The 17,574-nt window shown below is 43.8% G+C and carries 17 protein-coding genes; 7 read left to right on the top strand and 10 right to left on the bottom strand.

The window, feature by feature from the left end; all coding sequences use genetic code 11:
* Nucleotides 1-18: 18 nt before the first annotated feature.
* Nucleotides 19-1,869, bottom strand: coding sequence for a heavy metal translocating P-type ATPase (locus FC15_RS07870; protein ID WP_057825574.1), 1,851 nt, complete (start codon nucleotides 1,867-1,869; stop codon nucleotides 19-21).
* 458 nt (nucleotides 1,870-2,327) lie between these two features.
* Between FC15_RS07870 and FC15_RS07865 the strand changes: the two genes are divergently transcribed.
* Nucleotides 2,328-2,801 (top strand): hypothetical protein, encoded by a 474-nt coding sequence (locus FC15_RS07865; protein ID WP_057825572.1) that lies wholly within the window; start codon nucleotides 2,328-2,330, stop codon nucleotides 2,799-2,801.
* Between the two features lie 180 nt (nucleotides 2,802-2,981).
* On the opposite strand, the gene FC15_RS07860 is transcribed toward FC15_RS07865, so the two are convergent.
* The 4 genes from FC15_RS07860 to FC15_RS07845 all read right to left on the bottom strand — a co-directional run bounded on the left by FC15_RS07860 (nucleotide 2,982) and on the right by FC15_RS07845 (nucleotide 6,275).
* A complete protein-coding gene (locus FC15_RS07860; RefSeq protein ID WP_057825570.1) occupies nucleotides 2,982-3,266 on the bottom strand; it encodes a hypothetical protein in 285 nt (94 codons plus the stop codon).
* 199 nt (nucleotides 3,267-3,465) lie between these two features.
* Nucleotides 3,466-4,935 (bottom strand): cardiolipin synthase, encoded by a 1,470-nt coding sequence (gene cls / locus FC15_RS07855; RefSeq protein WP_057825568.1) that lies wholly within the window; start codon nucleotides 4,933-4,935, stop codon nucleotides 3,466-3,468.
* 96 nt (nucleotides 4,936-5,031) lie between these two features.
* On the bottom strand, nucleotides 5,032-5,730 hold the full coding sequence (locus FC15_RS07850; protein ID WP_057825566.1) for a zinc metallopeptidase: 699 nt from the start codon (nucleotides 5,728-5,730) through the stop codon (nucleotides 5,032-5,034).
* A gap of 47 nt (nucleotides 5,731-5,777) precedes the next feature.
* The gene (locus tag FC15_RS07845) at nucleotides 5,778-6,275 is read right to left on the bottom strand and encodes a GNAT family N-acetyltransferase (protein WP_057825564.1); all 498 of its coding nucleotides are present in this window, start codon (nucleotides 6,273-6,275) and stop codon (nucleotides 5,778-5,780) included.
* 232 nt (nucleotides 6,276-6,507) lie between these two features.
* On the opposite strand from FC15_RS07845, the gene FC15_RS07840 reads away from it, so the two are divergent.
* Entirely contained in the window at nucleotides 6,508-7,482 is a 975-nt protein-coding gene (locus FC15_RS07840; RefSeq protein WP_057825613.1) for a glycosyltransferase family 2 protein, read from the top strand.
* Here the strand turns inward: FC15_RS07840 and FC15_RS07835 are convergent.
* A complete protein-coding gene (locus FC15_RS07835) occupies nucleotides 7,451-8,410 on the bottom strand; it encodes an alpha/beta hydrolase (RefSeq protein ID WP_057825561.1) in 960 nt (319 codons plus the stop codon). The genes FC15_RS07840 and FC15_RS07835 overlap by 32 nt on opposite strands.
* A 191-nt stretch (nucleotides 8,411-8,601) precedes the next feature.
* Between FC15_RS07835 and FC15_RS07830 the strand changes: the two genes are divergently transcribed.
* The 5 genes from FC15_RS07830 (at nucleotide 8,602) to FC15_RS07805 (ending at nucleotide 12,355) form a co-directional block, all read left to right on the top strand.
* Nucleotides 8,602-9,342, top strand: coding sequence for a ribonuclease H family protein (locus FC15_RS07830; protein WP_057825559.1), 741 nt, complete (start codon nucleotides 8,602-8,604; stop codon nucleotides 9,340-9,342).
* A 665-nt stretch (nucleotides 9,343-10,007) separates the two neighbouring features.
* Nucleotides 10,008-10,226 (top strand): hypothetical protein, encoded by a 219-nt coding sequence (locus tag FC15_RS07820; RefSeq protein ID WP_057825555.1) that lies wholly within the window; start codon nucleotides 10,008-10,010, stop codon nucleotides 10,224-10,226.
* A gap of 20 nt (nucleotides 10,227-10,246) precedes the next feature.
* On the top strand, nucleotides 10,247-11,644 hold the full coding sequence (locus FC15_RS09185) for an ATP-binding cassette domain-containing protein (RefSeq protein WP_057825553.1): 1,398 nt from the start codon (nucleotides 10,247-10,249) through the stop codon (nucleotides 11,642-11,644).
* Nucleotides 11,645-11,739: 95 nt separating this feature from the next.
* Nucleotides 11,740-12,027: a hypothetical protein gene (locus FC15_RS07810; protein ID WP_057825551.1), complete on the top strand. Its 288-nt coding sequence runs from the start codon at nucleotides 11,740-11,742 to the stop codon at nucleotides 12,025-12,027.
* Nucleotides 11,999-12,355 (top strand): ATP-binding cassette domain-containing protein, encoded by a 357-nt coding sequence (locus FC15_RS07805; RefSeq protein ID WP_057825549.1) that lies wholly within the window; start codon nucleotides 11,999-12,001, stop codon nucleotides 12,353-12,355. Before FC15_RS07810 ends, FC15_RS07805 begins: the two co-directional genes overlap by 29 nt.
* Nucleotides 12,356-12,527: 172 nt before the next feature.
* Here the strand turns inward: FC15_RS07805 and FC15_RS07800 are convergent, their stop codons facing one another.
* The 4 genes from FC15_RS07800 to FC15_RS07785 form a co-directional block, all read right to left on the bottom strand.
* Nucleotides 12,528-14,372, bottom strand: a complete 1,845-nt coding sequence (locus FC15_RS07800) for an ABC transporter ATP-binding protein (protein ID WP_083479165.1) — start codon at nucleotides 14,370-14,372, stop codon at nucleotides 12,528-12,530.
* A gap of 11 nt (nucleotides 14,373-14,383) precedes the next feature.
* Entirely contained in the window at nucleotides 14,384-16,111 is a 1,728-nt protein-coding gene (locus tag FC15_RS07795) for an ABC transporter ATP-binding protein (protein ID WP_057825545.1), read from the bottom strand.
* A gap of 212 nt (nucleotides 16,112-16,323) precedes the next feature.
* Complete coding sequence (locus FC15_RS07790; protein ID WP_057825543.1) at nucleotides 16,324-16,989, bottom strand: Crp/Fnr family transcriptional regulator; 666 nt, start codon at nucleotides 16,987-16,989, stop codon at nucleotides 16,324-16,326.
* A gap of 160 nt (nucleotides 16,990-17,149) precedes the next feature.
* A complete protein-coding gene (locus tag FC15_RS07785) occupies nucleotides 17,150-17,374 on the bottom strand; it encodes a heavy-metal-associated domain-containing protein (RefSeq protein WP_057825541.1) in 225 nt (74 codons plus the stop codon).
* Nucleotides 17,375-17,574: the final 200 nt, after the last annotated feature.

Raw genomic sequence — 17,574 nt, 5'->3', positions numbered from 1 at the left:
GTGAAGGTTGCTTTTTGATTAGGCAATGAGTGAATCGCCGTGATTCGTCTTCTTATTAACTTTCTCGTGAGACTTGCGGGCACGTAACGCCCAGAGAATCGATGCGGTGTCGACGACTTCTTGCAACATTGCCCCAAATAAAGCGGGGATGACGCCGAAGCTGGCAATTAGCATTAAGACGACACAGATGAAGATGCCAATTAAAACGGCATGTTTCGCGACAGCCATGGTTTCTTGCGACAGTTTGACGGCAGTGGCGACCTTGGATAAATCGTCTTTGAGAATGACCGCGTCGGCAGATTCGCTCGCAGCGCTCGCACCATGTGCGCCCATTGCAATCCCAATATCGGCGGCTGCGAGTGCAGGCGCGTCGTTAACGCCATCACCCACCATGATTAATGGATGTTGGGCAGCGGGTGCTTGAGTAATTAGGTCAATTTTTGTCTGTGGTAGGCATTCTGCATGAACTTCATCGATACCCGCCTGTTCAGCGATGTGCTCAGCGGTTTGTTGCTTATCACCAGTTAACATGGCGATGTGCTGAATTCCCAGCGAACGCAGACGAGCCATCGTGTTCGTTGACTCAGGACGTAATTGGTCGGCGAACGTGAGATGCCCGGCATACTGACCATCAACCGTCACATAGACGATCGACTCACCTTCCGCAAGTTCGACCAGCGGTGTCTCTGCGCTGACAAAATTGCGACGACCGGCTTCAACACGGTGTTCAGCAACTTGACCAATCACGCCAGAACCCGTTGTCTCGGTGAAATGGCTCACGGGCTGATTATGAAAGTCGTCTTGATCATTGGCGTAACGAACAATCGCTCTGGCAAAAATGTGGGCGGATTGAATTTCCAAACTTCCGACGAGATTAATGAGTTGTGCTTCGGTAAATTCGGGGGCGGGAACGACCTGGGTGACATTTAAGCGACCGGCGGTAATCGTCCCTGTTTTGTCAAAGAAGGCGGTCTTTGCACGTGCAAGCTTTTCGATGGAGGTTCCAGACTTGACGATGATACTATTGCGGCTTGCTCGGCTCATGCCGGAGACCAGCGCAACTGGTGCTGCTAAAATTAAAGGACAAGGCGAGGCAACCACTAAAACTTCAGCGAAACGATGAGGATCACCGGAGATCAGCCAAGCAATCCCGGCAATCAACAACGAGACGATTGTAAATGGAACGGCATAACGGTCGGCCATTCGCACGAAATGGGCGGGCTTATCTTGCGATGCTTTGACCAGTTTAACGATGGTTTGATATTGAGAATCTGCAGCGGTCTTAGTCACGCGCATCGTGATTGCCGTGTCGCCGTTGATCGTCCCAGATAAGAGCTCACTACCAGGTTTCTTGGAAACTAAACGCGATTCACCAGTCATCGTGGACTCATCGAAATTTCCAGAACCTTCAATCACTAGTCCGTCGACTGGGACAGATTCACCGGGTTTAATGACGACCGTCTCACCGATGTGAACTTCATCAATACTCACGTCAACTAGTTGGTTTTCCCGTTTGATGTGAGCGATTTGAGGCGAGTTGTCTAAGAGACTCTTCAGATCGGATCCGGCTCTTCTAGCCGCATAATCTTCTAGCGAGTCGCCACCGGTTAACATGACGAGGATCATCAGACTTGCCCAATACTCGCCAACGGCCAAAGTCGCGGTGATCGACATGATGGCCAGAAGATCGACGCCATATTTGCCTGACCGCAACGTCTTGATCATCTCAATGAACATCGAGATGGCTAGAATTGCGCCGACGATCGTCACGATCACTTGTGCAGCGACCGCTTGATGAAAAACAAATTCAGTTAAAAGTGCGACGACTCCGACACCAATCACGGCAAGAAATTTTTGTTGATGACCCACGATGACAACCTCCACAGAAAAAATTCAAAATATTAAGTACTTACAAAAAACATTGTATCACAACGATTATGTTTTGCAAATTAGAACGATTATAATTTAGCTTACTATAATTCAGTGACACGATTTTGTTAAAAACGAGCGAGATTACTGCTATTTCGTGCCAATTGGGGTAGAATTACAATCATGGTAGCGATTGGTTAGGAAAAGATAACCGTACGAAACGTAGCTGTTCACAACATAAAACCAAGTCAATCCGAAAAGCAGGATTGTCTTGAATTAACCATTAATGCTCGAAAGTAACCCGTTCCTTTTCACACTCTAAATGTGTTCAAAGCTACTGTCATTTCCGCTTAACGTTATAAACAAGATAATCCAAAAGCAGGATTTTCTTGTTTATAAGGTTAATGCTCAATGCCAAACCGTAGCTTTTCACACTCTAATTTCCAAGGAGGTGCGTCGTGCGTTCTTTGATTTATTACTTATTGATTCTTGCGCTTTTTGCTAGTATGGGTTTTGGTATTTATTGGCAATCTCAAATCGTTATTCGTGCGCGTTATAAATTTATGCCGTTGATTTTCAGTGTTCTGGTGGGCTCCTGGGTGCTGAGTAATCCTGTGATGGATTGGACCTATGTGATTATGCTTTCTGCTTTCTTCACGTTGAACATCATGGATGGCGTTGGTGGTATTGGCACCAAGCGCTTGGTCACTAATGGCTTGTTTTCGAGAGTGATCGATTATGCGAATATTACTGCGCTCAAAATGTTGCCGGTCACACTGCCAAACGGTAAGACCCGCGTGGTTGCTGTCTTCATTATTAACGAACGTCAGCAAATCCAAATGAACTTTAACCAAAAGCTCGAAGTCTTATTAATGACCTTAAAGAAATTGTTGCCAGATTCAGTTCAAATTGAAATCGAACAATTGATGTGAAGTTTGTCGATTATTGGTCAACCGGTCCTCATGAAGTGTTTCCTACTTTATGAGGACCGGTTTTTTCTTTCCGCAATTTTTGGCAACGATCTAACCTAATAGGCATTTTTGCCAAATTAAATAGGAGCAGTGGCAAAATTTAGCCCCTGCTCCCAATCACGACATGCTGATTTAGTTGTTTTAGATCCAAATATCTGGTTGTACTTTTCCATCGTTTTGAATAATCTGTTCTTTGAGATGAACGAAGTGTTTGAAATCTTGCTGGCGATCAAGAATGTTCAGAATAGAGATGGCGTTATCCATTTTTTGAATTGATGATTTTGACTCGCTTGGATGACTAATTAATTCGAGCCAACCTTCTGTAAAAATTGCCAAGACGACATAATCGATCCGATCCGAAACAGCTGCTTGTTTTTTGAGTAGTTGTTGGGTACTACGCGCATAATTGAGTTCTTTTCGAACCATGAAATTCATAAATTGTGAATAAATCAGTCTGAGATGGCCTGATGGCTTTGATGGTCTCCAGTCGTCTCTTTTAAATGGAGTATAAATGGTTTGGGAAATCATTAGGCTAATTAATGCATAAATACATATTGGTCAACGCATTAAAAAACGACTTCACCACCTGATTTCAGGGTGTGAAGTCGTTTTGCCTTAACAAAGATCATAGAATTGGTGACAATAATCTCGAGAAGTACTGCTTGAAGTGGAGCCAATGGGATTGGCTGTTGATAATTTCTGGGGTCAGCAGTGTCGAGCGTTTCATGTCTTCCTCGAAGATTTGTGTGAGTTGTTGGCTGATCGAGCGGTCATAGATATAGGCGTTACATTCGAAATTGAGGGCATAACTGCGATAGTCTTGATTCATCGAGCCAACAAAGCAGAAGGTGTTGTCACAAATAGTCGTCTTGGCGTGCATGAAGCCGTTGTTGTACACGTAGATTTTAATGCCAGAGGCGGTAAAAAGGTTAGCGTAATATTGGGTCGCTCGATAAATAAAGGGATGGTCAGGCATGCAGGGGATCATGATGCGGACGTCGATGCCCGATCGAGCAGCAATGATTAGTGCACTTAAAACAGAATCGTCGGGGACGAGATAGGGGGTTTGAATCCAGAGCGACTTTTTAGCCGTTAGGAGCATTTTCATCATGCCACCCTTGAGGATGTCTTCGGAATTATCTGGGCCGTCAGAAACAATCTGAATGGGCGTTTCTCCGACGGCAATTTTCGATGGATTAGGGAAATATTCATTCTTGAAGGTGATTCGCTGGCTATAGTGCTCGATCGATGCGTTCCAATCCATTAAGAAGCGTTCTTGTAGGGCGAGAACGCTGGTGCCGACGATGCGAATATGCGTGTCGCGCCAATAACCAAACTTTGGACTGCGACCGAGATATTGGTCACCAACGTTGAAACCACCCGTCCAGCCAATTTTACCGTCGATAATGACGACTTTACGGTGTAAATGATAGTTTAACCGTGTCTTACGAATCAAGTCGCGCGAGGTGATGAAAGGGATGACTTGACCACCTGCTTTGGTCAGAGGGGCGAACCATTTCTTATTGGCTCCCGCAGAACCCCATGGATCATAGATCAAGCGAATTTCGACACCTTGTTCGGCTTTCTTCGTCAATAATTGCAAGAATTCGTTACCAATCTCGTCGTTGATGAAGGAATAGTATTCGATATGGATAAATTTCTGGGCGATCTTAATATCTTTGAATAAGTTGTCAAATTTATCCTTGCCATCGGTAAAAAGTCGAACAGAATTGTGATGAGTCACTGGCGCATCTTCTGAACGGTCGAAGTATTCGATCAATCCACGGGCATTTTTGGTCGTATCGTTCGTGTGTGTCGGCTGCTCGAGCTGCTTCAGATCTTCGATGATCAGATCACGAAGATGAGCAAGCCCAATATGGTCTTGATGACTGAGGGCGAAGAGATTATCTTCGGCAATGCCACGACCTAAAAAAGCGTATGCTAAAAAGCCGACCCCAGGCATCATGCCCAAAACGATCAGCCAAGCAAGTGTTGCAGGTATACTACGCGGTCGGTGAAACACGGTGATGATGGCACCGATCGTGTTGATGGTCAGTAAGCCGATAATAATTAAGACAACGATACTAAAATTCATTTACTCCAATTACCCCAATAGCCCAGAATATGACGTGAAAAGTGATTTAACACATGAATAATGTTTAATTTTATGCTTTTTAATGGCATTTAGCAATTAATCGCGATCGTTTCCGCCACCGAATAAGAGCACTAAACGTAGTAGTTGCAAGAAACTGGAGAGCACTGCAGCCACGTAAGTCATCGCCGCGGCATCCAAAACTTTGCGGACCATCGGAATTTCTTGATTGGTCAGTAATCCGTCCTGGCTGAGAATCTTAAGCGCGCGACCAGAGGCATTGAATTCAACCGGCAAGGTCACCAATTGAAAAATCAAAACTAGTGCGAATGCCCAGATGCCAATATTGATCAAGGCTTGATTCCAACTGAAGAGGACACCGGCAATAATCAGTGGGAACGCCAGATGTGAGCCAATATTGACGAGTGGGAAAATTCCTGATCGAATTTGTAAAGGTACGTAACCCGAGTGGTGTTGGAGGGCATGCCCGACTTCGTGTGCGGCAACACCAATGGCCGCTACGGAAGTTGAATCATAAGTGGCCTCTGAGAGGCTAAGGACACGCTGGCTAGCATCGTAATTATCGGTTAAATTACCCGCGATCTTACGGATCTGTACGTCTTCAATGCCGGATTCGTCAAGAATGGCTTGTGCAGCAGTGGCACCGGTCAACCGATTCGAACTCTGAATCTGGTCATATTGACGAAAAGTGCTGTTAACACGTGCAGAAGCAATCATGGTGATGATCAAGCCGGCGATCACTAAGACATAAGTTGGGTCAAAGAAGAAGGGAAACATTTAATCATCCTTTCGTTAATTAAATCGAGTGAGTTCATCTGTCAAGATTAAACACGTTCAATAGAAACTGCCCGATTGAGTAGCCAATCGTTCGTGGCGGGATTGGCCGTGAAGCCTAATTGATCGAGAATCGCTGGATCGATTTTGGTGGTCGTTTGTTTGAAGTAGAGGGTCTTCATGTCTAATTCCGCAAAAGCGAAGGAGACGAGGCGGGCGAGTAATTCTCTGACGCCGCGTTCAGGTTGCATGGCCGTTAACTCGAGTTCAATCGATGAGGCCGCCTGCTGTTGATTAATTTCGAATAGATTGGCGAGACCCACGAGTTCGTCGCTGGCACGATCAAAGACGCCCCAAGTCAATTGTTGATCACGCATGACTTTCAACATGGTTTGATTGATTAGACTGGCAGCCTTTGCCGTGGTGAGCGTGGCATCTTGATAATAGTGTTGCATTAATTCAGTGCTCTTATTTAACCGCGCACTGGTCAGCCAGTTGAAGGTGTAATGAGGTGTCATGATTGGGTGATACTTTTCGAATTTTTCCATAGCTTTTACCTCCACATAGTCATCATAAGTCTATCATATTCGGGCGTAGAAGATGTTTTTCAATGCTTGCAGGTTGCACCTGTCATCACAGGTAAATTTGCAATCAACGATTGTAAAATCCCCTTCGTTCATGGTTTATCTTTGTGTTAAAAAATGCGACAATGGACCTAAGGTTTTAGTTAAGGAGAGTGAACTTTAGCGCTTATAACGCGTTATGAACGCTAAGAATGTCATGAAATTATCGATTATTGTGCCTTGTTACAACGAACAAGAAGCATTACCTTATTATTTCAAAGCAATGGAGGCGTTGCGTCCACAACTACCTCTGGAATTTGAATACATCTTCGTGAATGATGGTTCGCGTGATCAGACATTAGTGCTTTTGCGTACGCTGGCAACTGAACATGCTTCTGTTCACTACCTTTCGTTCTCACGTAACTTTGGTAAGGAAGCGGCGTTATATGCGGGCTTACAACGGGCAACAGGCGATTACGTCACGGTGATGGATGCGGATCTGCAAGATCCACCGTCAATGCTCTTAGAGATGTATGCCAAAATTCAAGACCCTGAAATTGACTGTGTGGGGACACGTCGAATTGATCGCGTGGGTGAACCTAAACTGCGTAGTTTTTTTGCACGCCTCTTTTATCGGTTGATGAATAAATTTGGGCAGATGCCAATGATGGACGGCGAGCGCGACTTTCGCTTGATGACACGCCCGGTTGTCGATGCTATTTTATCGATGAAGGAATATAATCGATTTTCCAAAGGGTTATTCTCATGGGTCGGCTTCAATACGGTCTATTTACCCTATGAGAACCAAAAACGAGTTGCAGGCACGACCAGCTGGAGTTTCTGGCGGTTGTTCTCGTACTCCTTGGAAGGAATTGTTAATTTCTCAGACGCACCCTTAAATATGGCGTCATTTGTTGGCGCCTCTTCTTGTTTATTGGCCGTGATTGCCTTAATTATCATTATTATTCGCACCTTAGTCTTCGGCGATGCCACAGCTGGCTGGCCATCACTGGTCTCAATCTTTCTGTTCATTGGCGGTCTGCAGCTGCTTTCGCTAGGCATCATTGGGAAATACATCGGTAAAATCTTCTTAGAGACAAAAAAACGTCCTCCATATTTAATTAAAGAGAACGAACAAACTTATTTAGAAAAGCACGCGACTACTGCGGGTTCGCAAACAGAAACTCATTAATCAGATTCAAGACATGATCATCATCGTGCATCTTGGAATGCTCGGCGTTTTGACCATGGACCTCGATTTCGTGGAAGGCCTTCACAACCGGCGCTAGGATATAACGAATCGACTTCGCGGAATTGACACTGATATATTTGTCGGTGTTGGTTGTGTCATCGACGTTGCCATAGATATTTAAGACGCTCGCCTCACTAGAAAAATGGTGACGCCCCATCATCAATTGTAGATAATGGAAATTCATTAGCATTGGCCGTCCCTTTTGGTTGAGGCGATTCAAATTGGGCCAGTCTCCGAAGGCAACGACGCCATCGAAGGGGCCAGCGACTAAAACGAGCTTGTTCAGTTTGGGGAAGTTTGGCTGGGCATGGTGACGCATTTCCATGCGAACCAGCGCGGTCGCCCCAATTGAATGACCAACCGCGTTGTATGCTGAAAAATGAAATTTTTGTTGTAACTGCGGCAAAACCACGGAGAGCCAATTAACGATCTGCAGTGTTGGCATCCACTTGTCTTCGAAGACGATCTGAACGAGTGGGTTGGGATCGTCCGACCAGCTGCCTTGATAGGTTAGGCGACCATGCCAATCAACTAATACCTTGAGGTAGGTCTCGCTGTGAAGTGCATTCTGAGCACTTAGGACCATCTTATTCGTCGTGTAATCACCACCGCGGAACCCATGTACGTACAGCGTGGGGACTTGAACGGGTTGTGACCACGCGGCTGGTTGAGGATCGGCAACGATTCTCAGATCTGGTTCTGGGTCTGTTTGAATTTGAGTGGTGTTTTTTAAGACGACTTTTGTGTGAGGTGTAATAACTTTTTCTCTCCGATGTCTGTATTGTTGCAGGACACCCAACGCTAAGAGCCCACTAAGCGGTTTGATTAACGTATGAGTGAGACTGCTCGTGTGTCTGAAATGTTTCAATAACTATCCATCCTAATCATAAAATCTCAAACGATCGTGGTCGATAAACGAGTTGGTGCACCACATCAGTAGCCAAATAAAATAGATCAGTAAAATGTTAGATGACTGAATAGGCGATCGTTTAAATTTAGGTTCGCTAGTCTTATTATATTAAGAAAATACTAAACTTACAACTTGACTCGGAGGATTCTATGGCAAGCGGGAAATATTATGCGGTCGCACGAGGCCGTCAAACGGGAATTTTTACGGATTGGCCAACCACAAAATCACTGGTCGACGGCTTTACCGGAGCGAGATATAAGGGCTTCACCACTAGAGCTGCCGCAGAAGAATGGCTGGCACAAATGCAAGTTAGCGGGCAGCAACGTTCACACGCCAGAACCAGTTCAATGGTGCAAGCTCCCACACGAGAAGCAGCCAATGCATCCGTCACAGCTGCTGAAACGATCCAAGTTTTTACGGATGGCGGTTCTCGCAATACAGGTAACGTCAATGGCGGTCACGTTAGAAATACTGATTTAGCCGCGTGGGCTTATCTGATTATCTTGCCGGATGGTCAACGTCATCAAGACAGCCACGGTGAGATTGGCGCGACAAACAATAAGATGGAGCTGACCGCGTTAAAGATGGCCCTAACCAAATTGATCGAGCTGCATTTAAATACTGCGCCCATTCTACTCACGAGTGATTCACACTATGTCTTAGATCCAATCATGAAAAATTGGCTAGCTGGATGGCAGCGTCGTGGTTGGCGCAAGTCTAGTGGTGGAGAAGTGCTCAATTTAGCTCTTTGGCAAGCTATTGTACCTCTCCTCGACCAATTCACCCAATTACAATTTAAATGGGTCAAAGGACACGCCACAGCCGCAGGAAACAATCATGTTGACGACTTGCTAAATCAAACGATGGATCAAATGAAAGATAAAGAATAAACGGTTAATGCTGCTAAAAATTAAAAAAGTCACAATAAGACGGAGCGCTCATTCTTAAAATCTAATTATTTGCAAATGAAAAAGCTGTCGCCATTCAATGACGACAGCTTTTATTAACTCGTGTTTGGAGCTAGCTGCGGTAGATAAATGAAAGCCATCAATACGACTTTGATGGTAATCTAAAGCTTTAACAAAGGAGAACACAATAGCAGTTTGGACGTGTATGACCATATTCGCTAACGCGTTCGAAATCAAATTCGAAAGGTTCTTCTTCGTCAGAATCAGTAGAAACATTAGAGGTAATTTTGTCTCAAACCATTGTTAATGGCTGTTCTAGACAGAAGGATTAGCAGACAACATCATTTAATCATTTTATTTTAATAAAAAGTATTTAATCAAAAAAATAAATTGATATAATCATCACAAAAGGCGATCATATGTCAGTTCAACATCATAATATAGGGTTAGCACGCCAACGTGAAGAAAAAATATTTACATCAGTTAATGGGAGTTAAGAATGATTAGAGCGGCGACTGTCACTTTTCCATCAAGGTCGGTTAGCTCTAAAAATTGGGAATGCAGGAGTGCATAGACAAACATGTGGCAGGTATCGGGCTGACGATTGGTTGGATAAACTTGATCGATTTAATTAGAGAAGGTAATTAATGATGAAAAAAATTGAGAAAAAATATTATGGCTTATACGTTCTGATTGGTGTTGTCGGATGCCTAGTCTCGCTATTTACAGCACAGGTTGCGGTTTATACGGGTAAGACGATTGATGCAGCAACAAATAAAAGTGGCCAGCAATTAAGTACGGCAATTGGATTGATGATCGGATTTATTGTGCTTTTTTTGCGGGACAAGTCTTGTTCGATTACTTAGTGAATGTTTCTTTGAAGAGGATGCTTCATGAAATCAAGACGAAGGTCTATCATAAATTGACTGATTTAACGATTATGGATTTTTCAAAGCAAGAACAAAACTTTTACCTGAACATGTTAACGCAGGATGTTAACTTATTTCATGACAATTACTTTTTACCTAAATTTACAATTTTGATTGGGATCCAATCTTTTGCGATCAGTGTCATCACGTTATTTAGTTTAAATTGGGAATTAGCAGCTTCTTTTACGGTTGCAGCAGCAATTTACTTGGTGATCTCACCACTTTTTTCACACGTTTTACAGCGTAAAACGGAAGATTATTCGCAACATAATGATAAGTTTTTGAAGGTCATCACTAAATTTCTTGGGGCATTCTCAGTGATTCATTTATTAGGAACCCAGAAGAATTATGAAGTCAAAAATCGAGTTGAAGATGAAAATGTCGAAGTATCGAGACAACAATTCGAATTTACGCGAGATACTTTAGGAGATTATGCCATGGCACTCTCGCTGTTATTTCAAGTTGTCTGTATGGCTGTAGGTGCAATCTTTGTTTTTAACGGCAACTTAACAACGGGTATTTTGCTGGCTTCTGTGCAATTGTTAAATGGTGTCTTTAATCCACTACAAAATATTGCAAACGCCCGCAATTATATTAAAGGCTCCTCTGATTTAGTCGACCGCATGAATCATTATTTGAGTTTGAAAGATAATGAAGCCGCTAAAAATGATTGTCCTGAGATTACTTCTGTTGATTATAATAGCGTTGAGATGACGTTTGATAAACGGCAATTATATCATGGGTTAACCCAAAGTTTTGAGAAAAATAAACGCTACGTCATTGTTGGTGAGTCCAGTTCAGGTAAGAGCACGCTAGTTAAACTGCTCTTAGGATATTTTTCTGATTACGCCGGCACAATCACAATTAATCATAGCTTGTCAGTAAAGGATATCAAGCAATCCAGCCTTTTTCAACATGTCGGCTATGTTGCGCGAGATGATTTTATGATTGATGGGTCTATAGCAGATAATATTCTAGTTGGACGTTCGATCGACTTAACTAAATTCAACTCGTTATTCGCTCTTTTAAAAATTACACCGGAATTTTTGAATCGAACAATCAGTGGTCAAGCAACAACTACGGTATCAACTGGCGAAAAGCAGCGAATCGACATTGCTCGAGCGATGATCAATGAACCCGAAGTGATTATCTTTGATGAACCAACGAGCAACTTAGACCCTGTAAACACTGAGATAATTGACAAGATGATTCTATCAATCAAAAACAAGGTTGTGATCGTGATTTCTCATAATCAAGACAAAGATTATCTTGATAGATTTGATCAAGTTATCCGCATTGGCGATCAAACTGAAAAATCTCAAGCGAGTCAATCACTCAAGGCAAAACTTAGTTAGTGGTAAGTCCTGATAGCATGATCAATCATAATCAGTCACATTTTTAATCGTATTTGTTCCTTCTAGTATTGCGCATAGGCTAATCGTCCAGGAAGGTGAGTCCAATCGAGAAGTATAAGAACTATCTAATCTTCTATTTTCGCAGTTTTAGTCTTTTTTGGCATGCTGCACCACTCAGCAGTTTGTTATTAATCGTCTTGGTACCATTGCAGGCGTTGGCACCAGCGCTATTACTGACCTTTGCACAACGAATTTTGGACGGCCTTCAGGGTCAACAAAATGTTTTACCTATGTTGATCGTATGGACGGTTGCTTTTTTCATTGCGAACGCAGCACTTGACGATGGCGACACAGTTGGGACAGCAATTTGCAAAGGGGATTGATTTATCTGGTGGTGAGTGGCAGAAGCTGGCCATTGCTCGCGCGTTTATGGCAGAGAGTCAGTTACTCATTCTGGATGAACCGACTGCAGCATTGGACCCTTGTAGTGAGTATGAAGTCTATCAACCTTTTATCGAATTAGCTAAAGGGCGGACAGTCTTTCTAATTACCCATCGTTTAGCGGCGGTTCAACTTGCGGATCAGGTTCTGGTTATGCGTAACGGTCGAGTTGTTGCGTTCGGAACTCATGCTGATCTAATGGTGACATGTCCTTATTACGCCGAATTGTATCGCATGCAAGCAGATGGTTATCAACAGACGGATAACTAATGTACCGTAGTCAGCGCAAGTTATTCAGAAGATGCCACAATTAAAAAAGACATCGAGGGTTATCGCGTATCTGTCAATTTGACAGTAACGATTCACCTATCGATGTCTTTTTGTCATGTTTATTTGGTGGGGTTACTCATCACTAGCGCTGTCTTCAATCATAGTTATGCAGTTAGCTTAATGATTTTTTGCCCGTGTATAACTGATAATATTCGCCGTGCTTGGCAATGAGTTGATCATGGTTACCTTGTTCGATGATGTGACCGTGGTCAATGACGAGGATGAGGTCCGAGTTGGCAATGGTGGAGAGGCGATGCGCGATCACAAAGGTCGTGCGTCCCTTCATCAGATTATCCATCCCGGCTTGCACGAGGCGCTCGGTTCTGGTATCGATGCTTGAAGTTGCTTCATCAAGAATCATCAGAGGGGTGTCAGCGATGTTTGCCCGCGCAATCGCGAGTAATTGGCGTTGACCCTGTGACAAGTCTGAGCCGTCACCGTCGATCTTGGTTTCATAACCTTGACTTAAATCGGTGATGAACTCATCCGCGTGTGCTAATTCGGCGGCTTGCTCAACGGCTTCATCTGTGGCAGTCAGTCGACCATAGCGAATGTTCTCGCGAATCGAGGTACTGAACAGATTAGTTGCTTGCAAGACAATCGACATTGAATGACGTAAATCATCTTTGCGGATATTGCGAATATCGATGCCGTCGTAAGTGATCGTGCCCGAATTGATTTCGTAGAAACGGTTCAACATACTACTGATGGTGGTTTTACCGGCCCCCGTCTGACCAACCAAGGCGACTTTTTCACCCGGTTCAACCGTGACGTTGATGTCATGTAAGACCGTCTGACCAGGCAGATAACCGAAGTTGACGTGATCGAATACGATGCGACCTCTCACCGGCACTTGTTTGACTGTGCCATCGTCTTGTGGGACTTGCCAATTCCAGTTGTTGCCCGTACCATCGCTGGCAGGCACAATGGTGACCTGGCCGTCATCGACTTCAACAGGACTATCTTGCAATTGGAAAATCCGTTCCGCACCGGCAAGTGCTAAGACGATTGAGTTCAGCTGTTGCGAGATCTGCGAAATCGGCTGACTGAATGAACGACTTAATTGCAGGAACGCTGCGATTGCCCCGAGGCTCAGAGTGGACCAACCGTTAATTGCGACGATCCCGCCAAAAATTGCGATCAGCACGTACAAGACATTCCCAATGTTACCCATGATTGGGAATAGCATCGTTGCGTAAGCATTCGCTTTGGCAGAATCATATTGATAAACATCGTTGTATTGATCGAAGTCCTTCTTGACTGCAGGCTCATGTGAGAACACTTTGACGACTTTTAACCCGTTCAGCATTTCCTCAACGTAACCATTGACGCGGCCTAATTGCTTCTGCTGTTCCTTGAAGTAGTGACTACTGCGAGTTGTCAGTGCCCGCACGATGCCGATACTCAGTAAGAAGATCACTAAGGTGACCAACGTGAGGATTGGACTGAGAGAAATCATACCGGAAATCACGAACACCAGCATGAAAGTCGAGTTCAAGAACTGAGGAATACTCTGCGAAATCATCTGCATCAGTGTATCAACATCGTTTGTATAACGACTCATGATATCGCCGTAATCATTCTGATCGAAATAAATAATTGGCAGGGACTGCATATGGGTGAACATGTCGTCACGGATCTTCTTTTGCAGGCGTTGCCCCAGGATGGCCATCGTCTGTGTGAAGATCAGTGTACCGATCACGCCAATCAAATAGATACCGCCCATGACCAAGATTGCGCGCAGTAAGGGCGTGAAATCCGGCGTCTGTTGCTTAGTCAGTGGCACGATATAATCATCAATTAATCGTTGCAGAAAGAGGGAACCCTCAACGGCTGCAGCGGCACTGACGATAATTGCGACCACGGATAAAATGAAAGGTGCTTTGTAGGTGCCGATCACGAATTTCAGCAAGCGAATCAAAGTCGTGCTGCGTTTTGTTTTAGTTTTCGAAGTCATTTTTGCATCCATTAGTTCTCGTCACCTGCTTTCTGTTGGTACTCGTAAATCTCACGGTACATTTGATTGCGTTTCACCAAGTCATCATGTGTGCCAATGTCTTGGATCTGACCGTGGTCCATCACGATGATCTGGTCGGCGTCTTGAATAGAAACAATTCGTTGCGAAATGATGATCTTGGTCGTTTCAGGCAAGTCTTCACGCAACCCTTGGCGAATATGTTGTTCGGTATTCGTATCAACGGCGGAAGTCGAGTCATCCAAAATTAAGATCTTCGGATTCTTCAGCAGCGCTCTGGCAATGGTCAAACGTTGTTGTTGACCACCAGAAACATTGTTACCACCTTGCTCGATATAAGTGTCGTAGCCTTGATCAAATTCGTTGATGAAACCATCGGCCTGTGCAATTTTAGCGGCGCGAATGACTTGATCATCAGTGGCTTCGGCGTTACCCCAACGTAAGTTCTCGGCAATCGTACCAGAGAAGAGCACACTATCTTGTAAAACCATTGCGACATTATCGCGCAGGGCCTTCAAATCATAGTGACGCACATTGTGTCCCGCGACGAGAACCTTGCCGTGAGTGGCATCATATAAACGCGGAATCAGCTGAACCAGGGTACTCTTGCTAGAACCTGTTTCACCAATAATACCAATCACTTCACCTGAATTGATCTTCAGATTAATGTGGTTCAAGATTGGATGACTTGAATCGGCGAAGTTATAGTTCACATCTTGAAATTCAATGCTACCGTCCGTGACGTCTTCAATCGGTTGATTAGGGTTCGTGATTGTCGACTGTTCGTTCAAGACTTCAACGATACGATCACCACTTGCTTGCGAAATTGAAAGCTGAGTGAAAATCATCGCCAGAATATTAATACTGAACAGAATCGAGTTAGAGTAAGAATACATGCTGACCAATTGGCCGGTTTGGAAGGTGCCACCAACGATCATCTTTGCCCCAAACCATGACAGCAAGAGCAGTGAAGAGTTGATGACTAATTGCATGGCAGGACCATTCAGAGACATGATCCGTTGAGCTTTCGTGAAGACATCCGCGATACCTTTAGAAGAAGTTTTAAACTTATTAATTTCTTCATTTTCACGGACGTAAGTTTTGACAACGCGAATCCCACGAACATTCTCGCGAACAACGCGGTTCAAATTATCATAGCGTTTGAAAACCTTACGGAATAATGGACGTCCGAAGTGAAGAATGACGACCAAGATCACCGTTAAGATTGGAATAAGAATGGCAAAAATTGATGCCAGTTGACTGCTGACGTTGAAAGCCATGATGATTGAGAAAATCAACATCATTGGCGCACGCACAGCAATTCGAATAATCATTTGATAAGCGTTTTGAACGTTGGTAATATCCGTCGTTAAACGTGTCACCAAACTCGATCCAGAGAATCGATCGATGTTCGCAAATGAAAACTCTTGAATATGATAGAACAAATCATGCCGCAAGTTCGTCGCAAAACCAGCACCGGCATGTGCAGCTGTCCAGCTGGCACCCGCACCACAAATCAGTGAGGCGATTGCCATCAGCAGCAGAAGTAACCCATAGTGGATCGTATAATCAAGATTGCTCTTCATCAAACCTTTATCGATGATATTACCCATGATAAACGGAATGAAAGTCTCAATCGCAACTTCAACGGTCACTAAGACAGGTGCCAGAATCGATAATTTACGATATTGGCGGATGGAACGCATTAACGTTGAAATCAAAGAAAAACCTCCGGTCATAAAAAAATTGCATTACAACAATTTTACTCTTATTTTCAAAAGATGTCTTACCACGTGCTCAAAGAATTTGATGTTTACAAAAAAATATCGGTCGTTTTCTGAAAAGCCCGAAAAATAAAGACCGAATCGAACGCATTAATATAAAAAAAGAACTCAAATTTGAGTTCTTCTCGATATTGACAGATGGTGCTAAATTAGGCATTTTTGATTGCTTCAAGTTGATCTGGTGCGGTGATTTCAATTTGATGGCGATTCTGCGTGAGTAAGTCTTGCTGAACAAACAGTTTGAGCTTACGAGAGATCGTTTCCGGGGTTGTCCCTAAAAAGCTCGCTAGCTCCTTCAACTTCATCGGTAGAATGAACTGATAACTGCCCTTGGTCTTCGCTAAATCCAGCAAGTAAGTAGCTAATCGCTGTTCAACTAAGTCATGGTTCAATAATTGATTTTGCTTTTCCAAGGCATCGATTTTTTCGGCGTTACTCTTCAACAACTTCAGCGCGATGCTCGGATAACTGCCCAATAATTGTTGAAAATTAGTCGTTTCGATCGAACAGTAGGTCGAGTTTTTTAACATCTCAACATAGAGTTCGTCGTTACCGACACCGAAGAGATTCTTCTCGCCCTCGAAGTCGCCGGCGTCCAGAACGCGTAGGAGCTGTTCTTTGCCGTTAGCAGATAATTGATAAGTTTTCGCCGCACCCTGAGCGATAATGACAAGCTGACTCGGCGAATCAGGGCTCAGAATCACCTCGCCCTTCTCGACATGATGATGCTTAACTAAGCTGGAAACCTTGATCAATTCATCGTGGTTCAATTGTTGAAAAATGGGGACGATTTCTGCACAAACATGTTCTGTCATGATGATTTCACCTCATTGGAGTTAGGAAATAGGCGTCAAAAGCGGGCAATTAAAAAATAACGATTAAATCATCGAGTCATTGGCGTTGTCGGGACAACCGCATCACCAATCAAGATGAAACGATCGGGTTTCGTAAAATCGGTCGCGCAGGGATGTGCCATTAGCGGGCAACACTCGTCTTTGCGACATTATAACCCATACTAGTGACGACTTTTTCGAGTTCCGCGTCACTCGTTGACTTTAAATTAAACTGAATGACTAATTTGTTGGTTTTGAAATAAGCAGCGACCTCACCCACACCGGGTTGTTGCTCAAGTGCATCCTGAATCTGCTCGAAGCAACTTTGACAAGCTAAAGGTTCGAGTGTAATGGTTAACTGTTCCATAATCAGACTCCCTTTCAATCACTTATTCTAGTCTACTTCAAGGCGGATGAGAAATAATTGACCTGCGTCAAGAAAAATGGTTTTTCAGGAAGGAATCGTCAGCTAAATCGAAATTTGAGATAAAAAAAGGTGTGGCTCTTACCACGTACAATACCCCTTAGGGTTTACACTTTAAATAATAAAAGTGTGAATCCTAGGGG

Source organism: Lapidilactobacillus concavus DSM 17758 (assembly GCF_001435835.1).
In the GTDB taxonomy this organism is placed as follows: Bacteria; Bacillota; Bacilli; order Lactobacillales; family Lactobacillaceae; genus Lapidilactobacillus; species Lapidilactobacillus concavus.
Note: the sequence above shows the minus strand (reverse complement) of the source record. Positions and strands in the feature narration are given on the sequence as shown.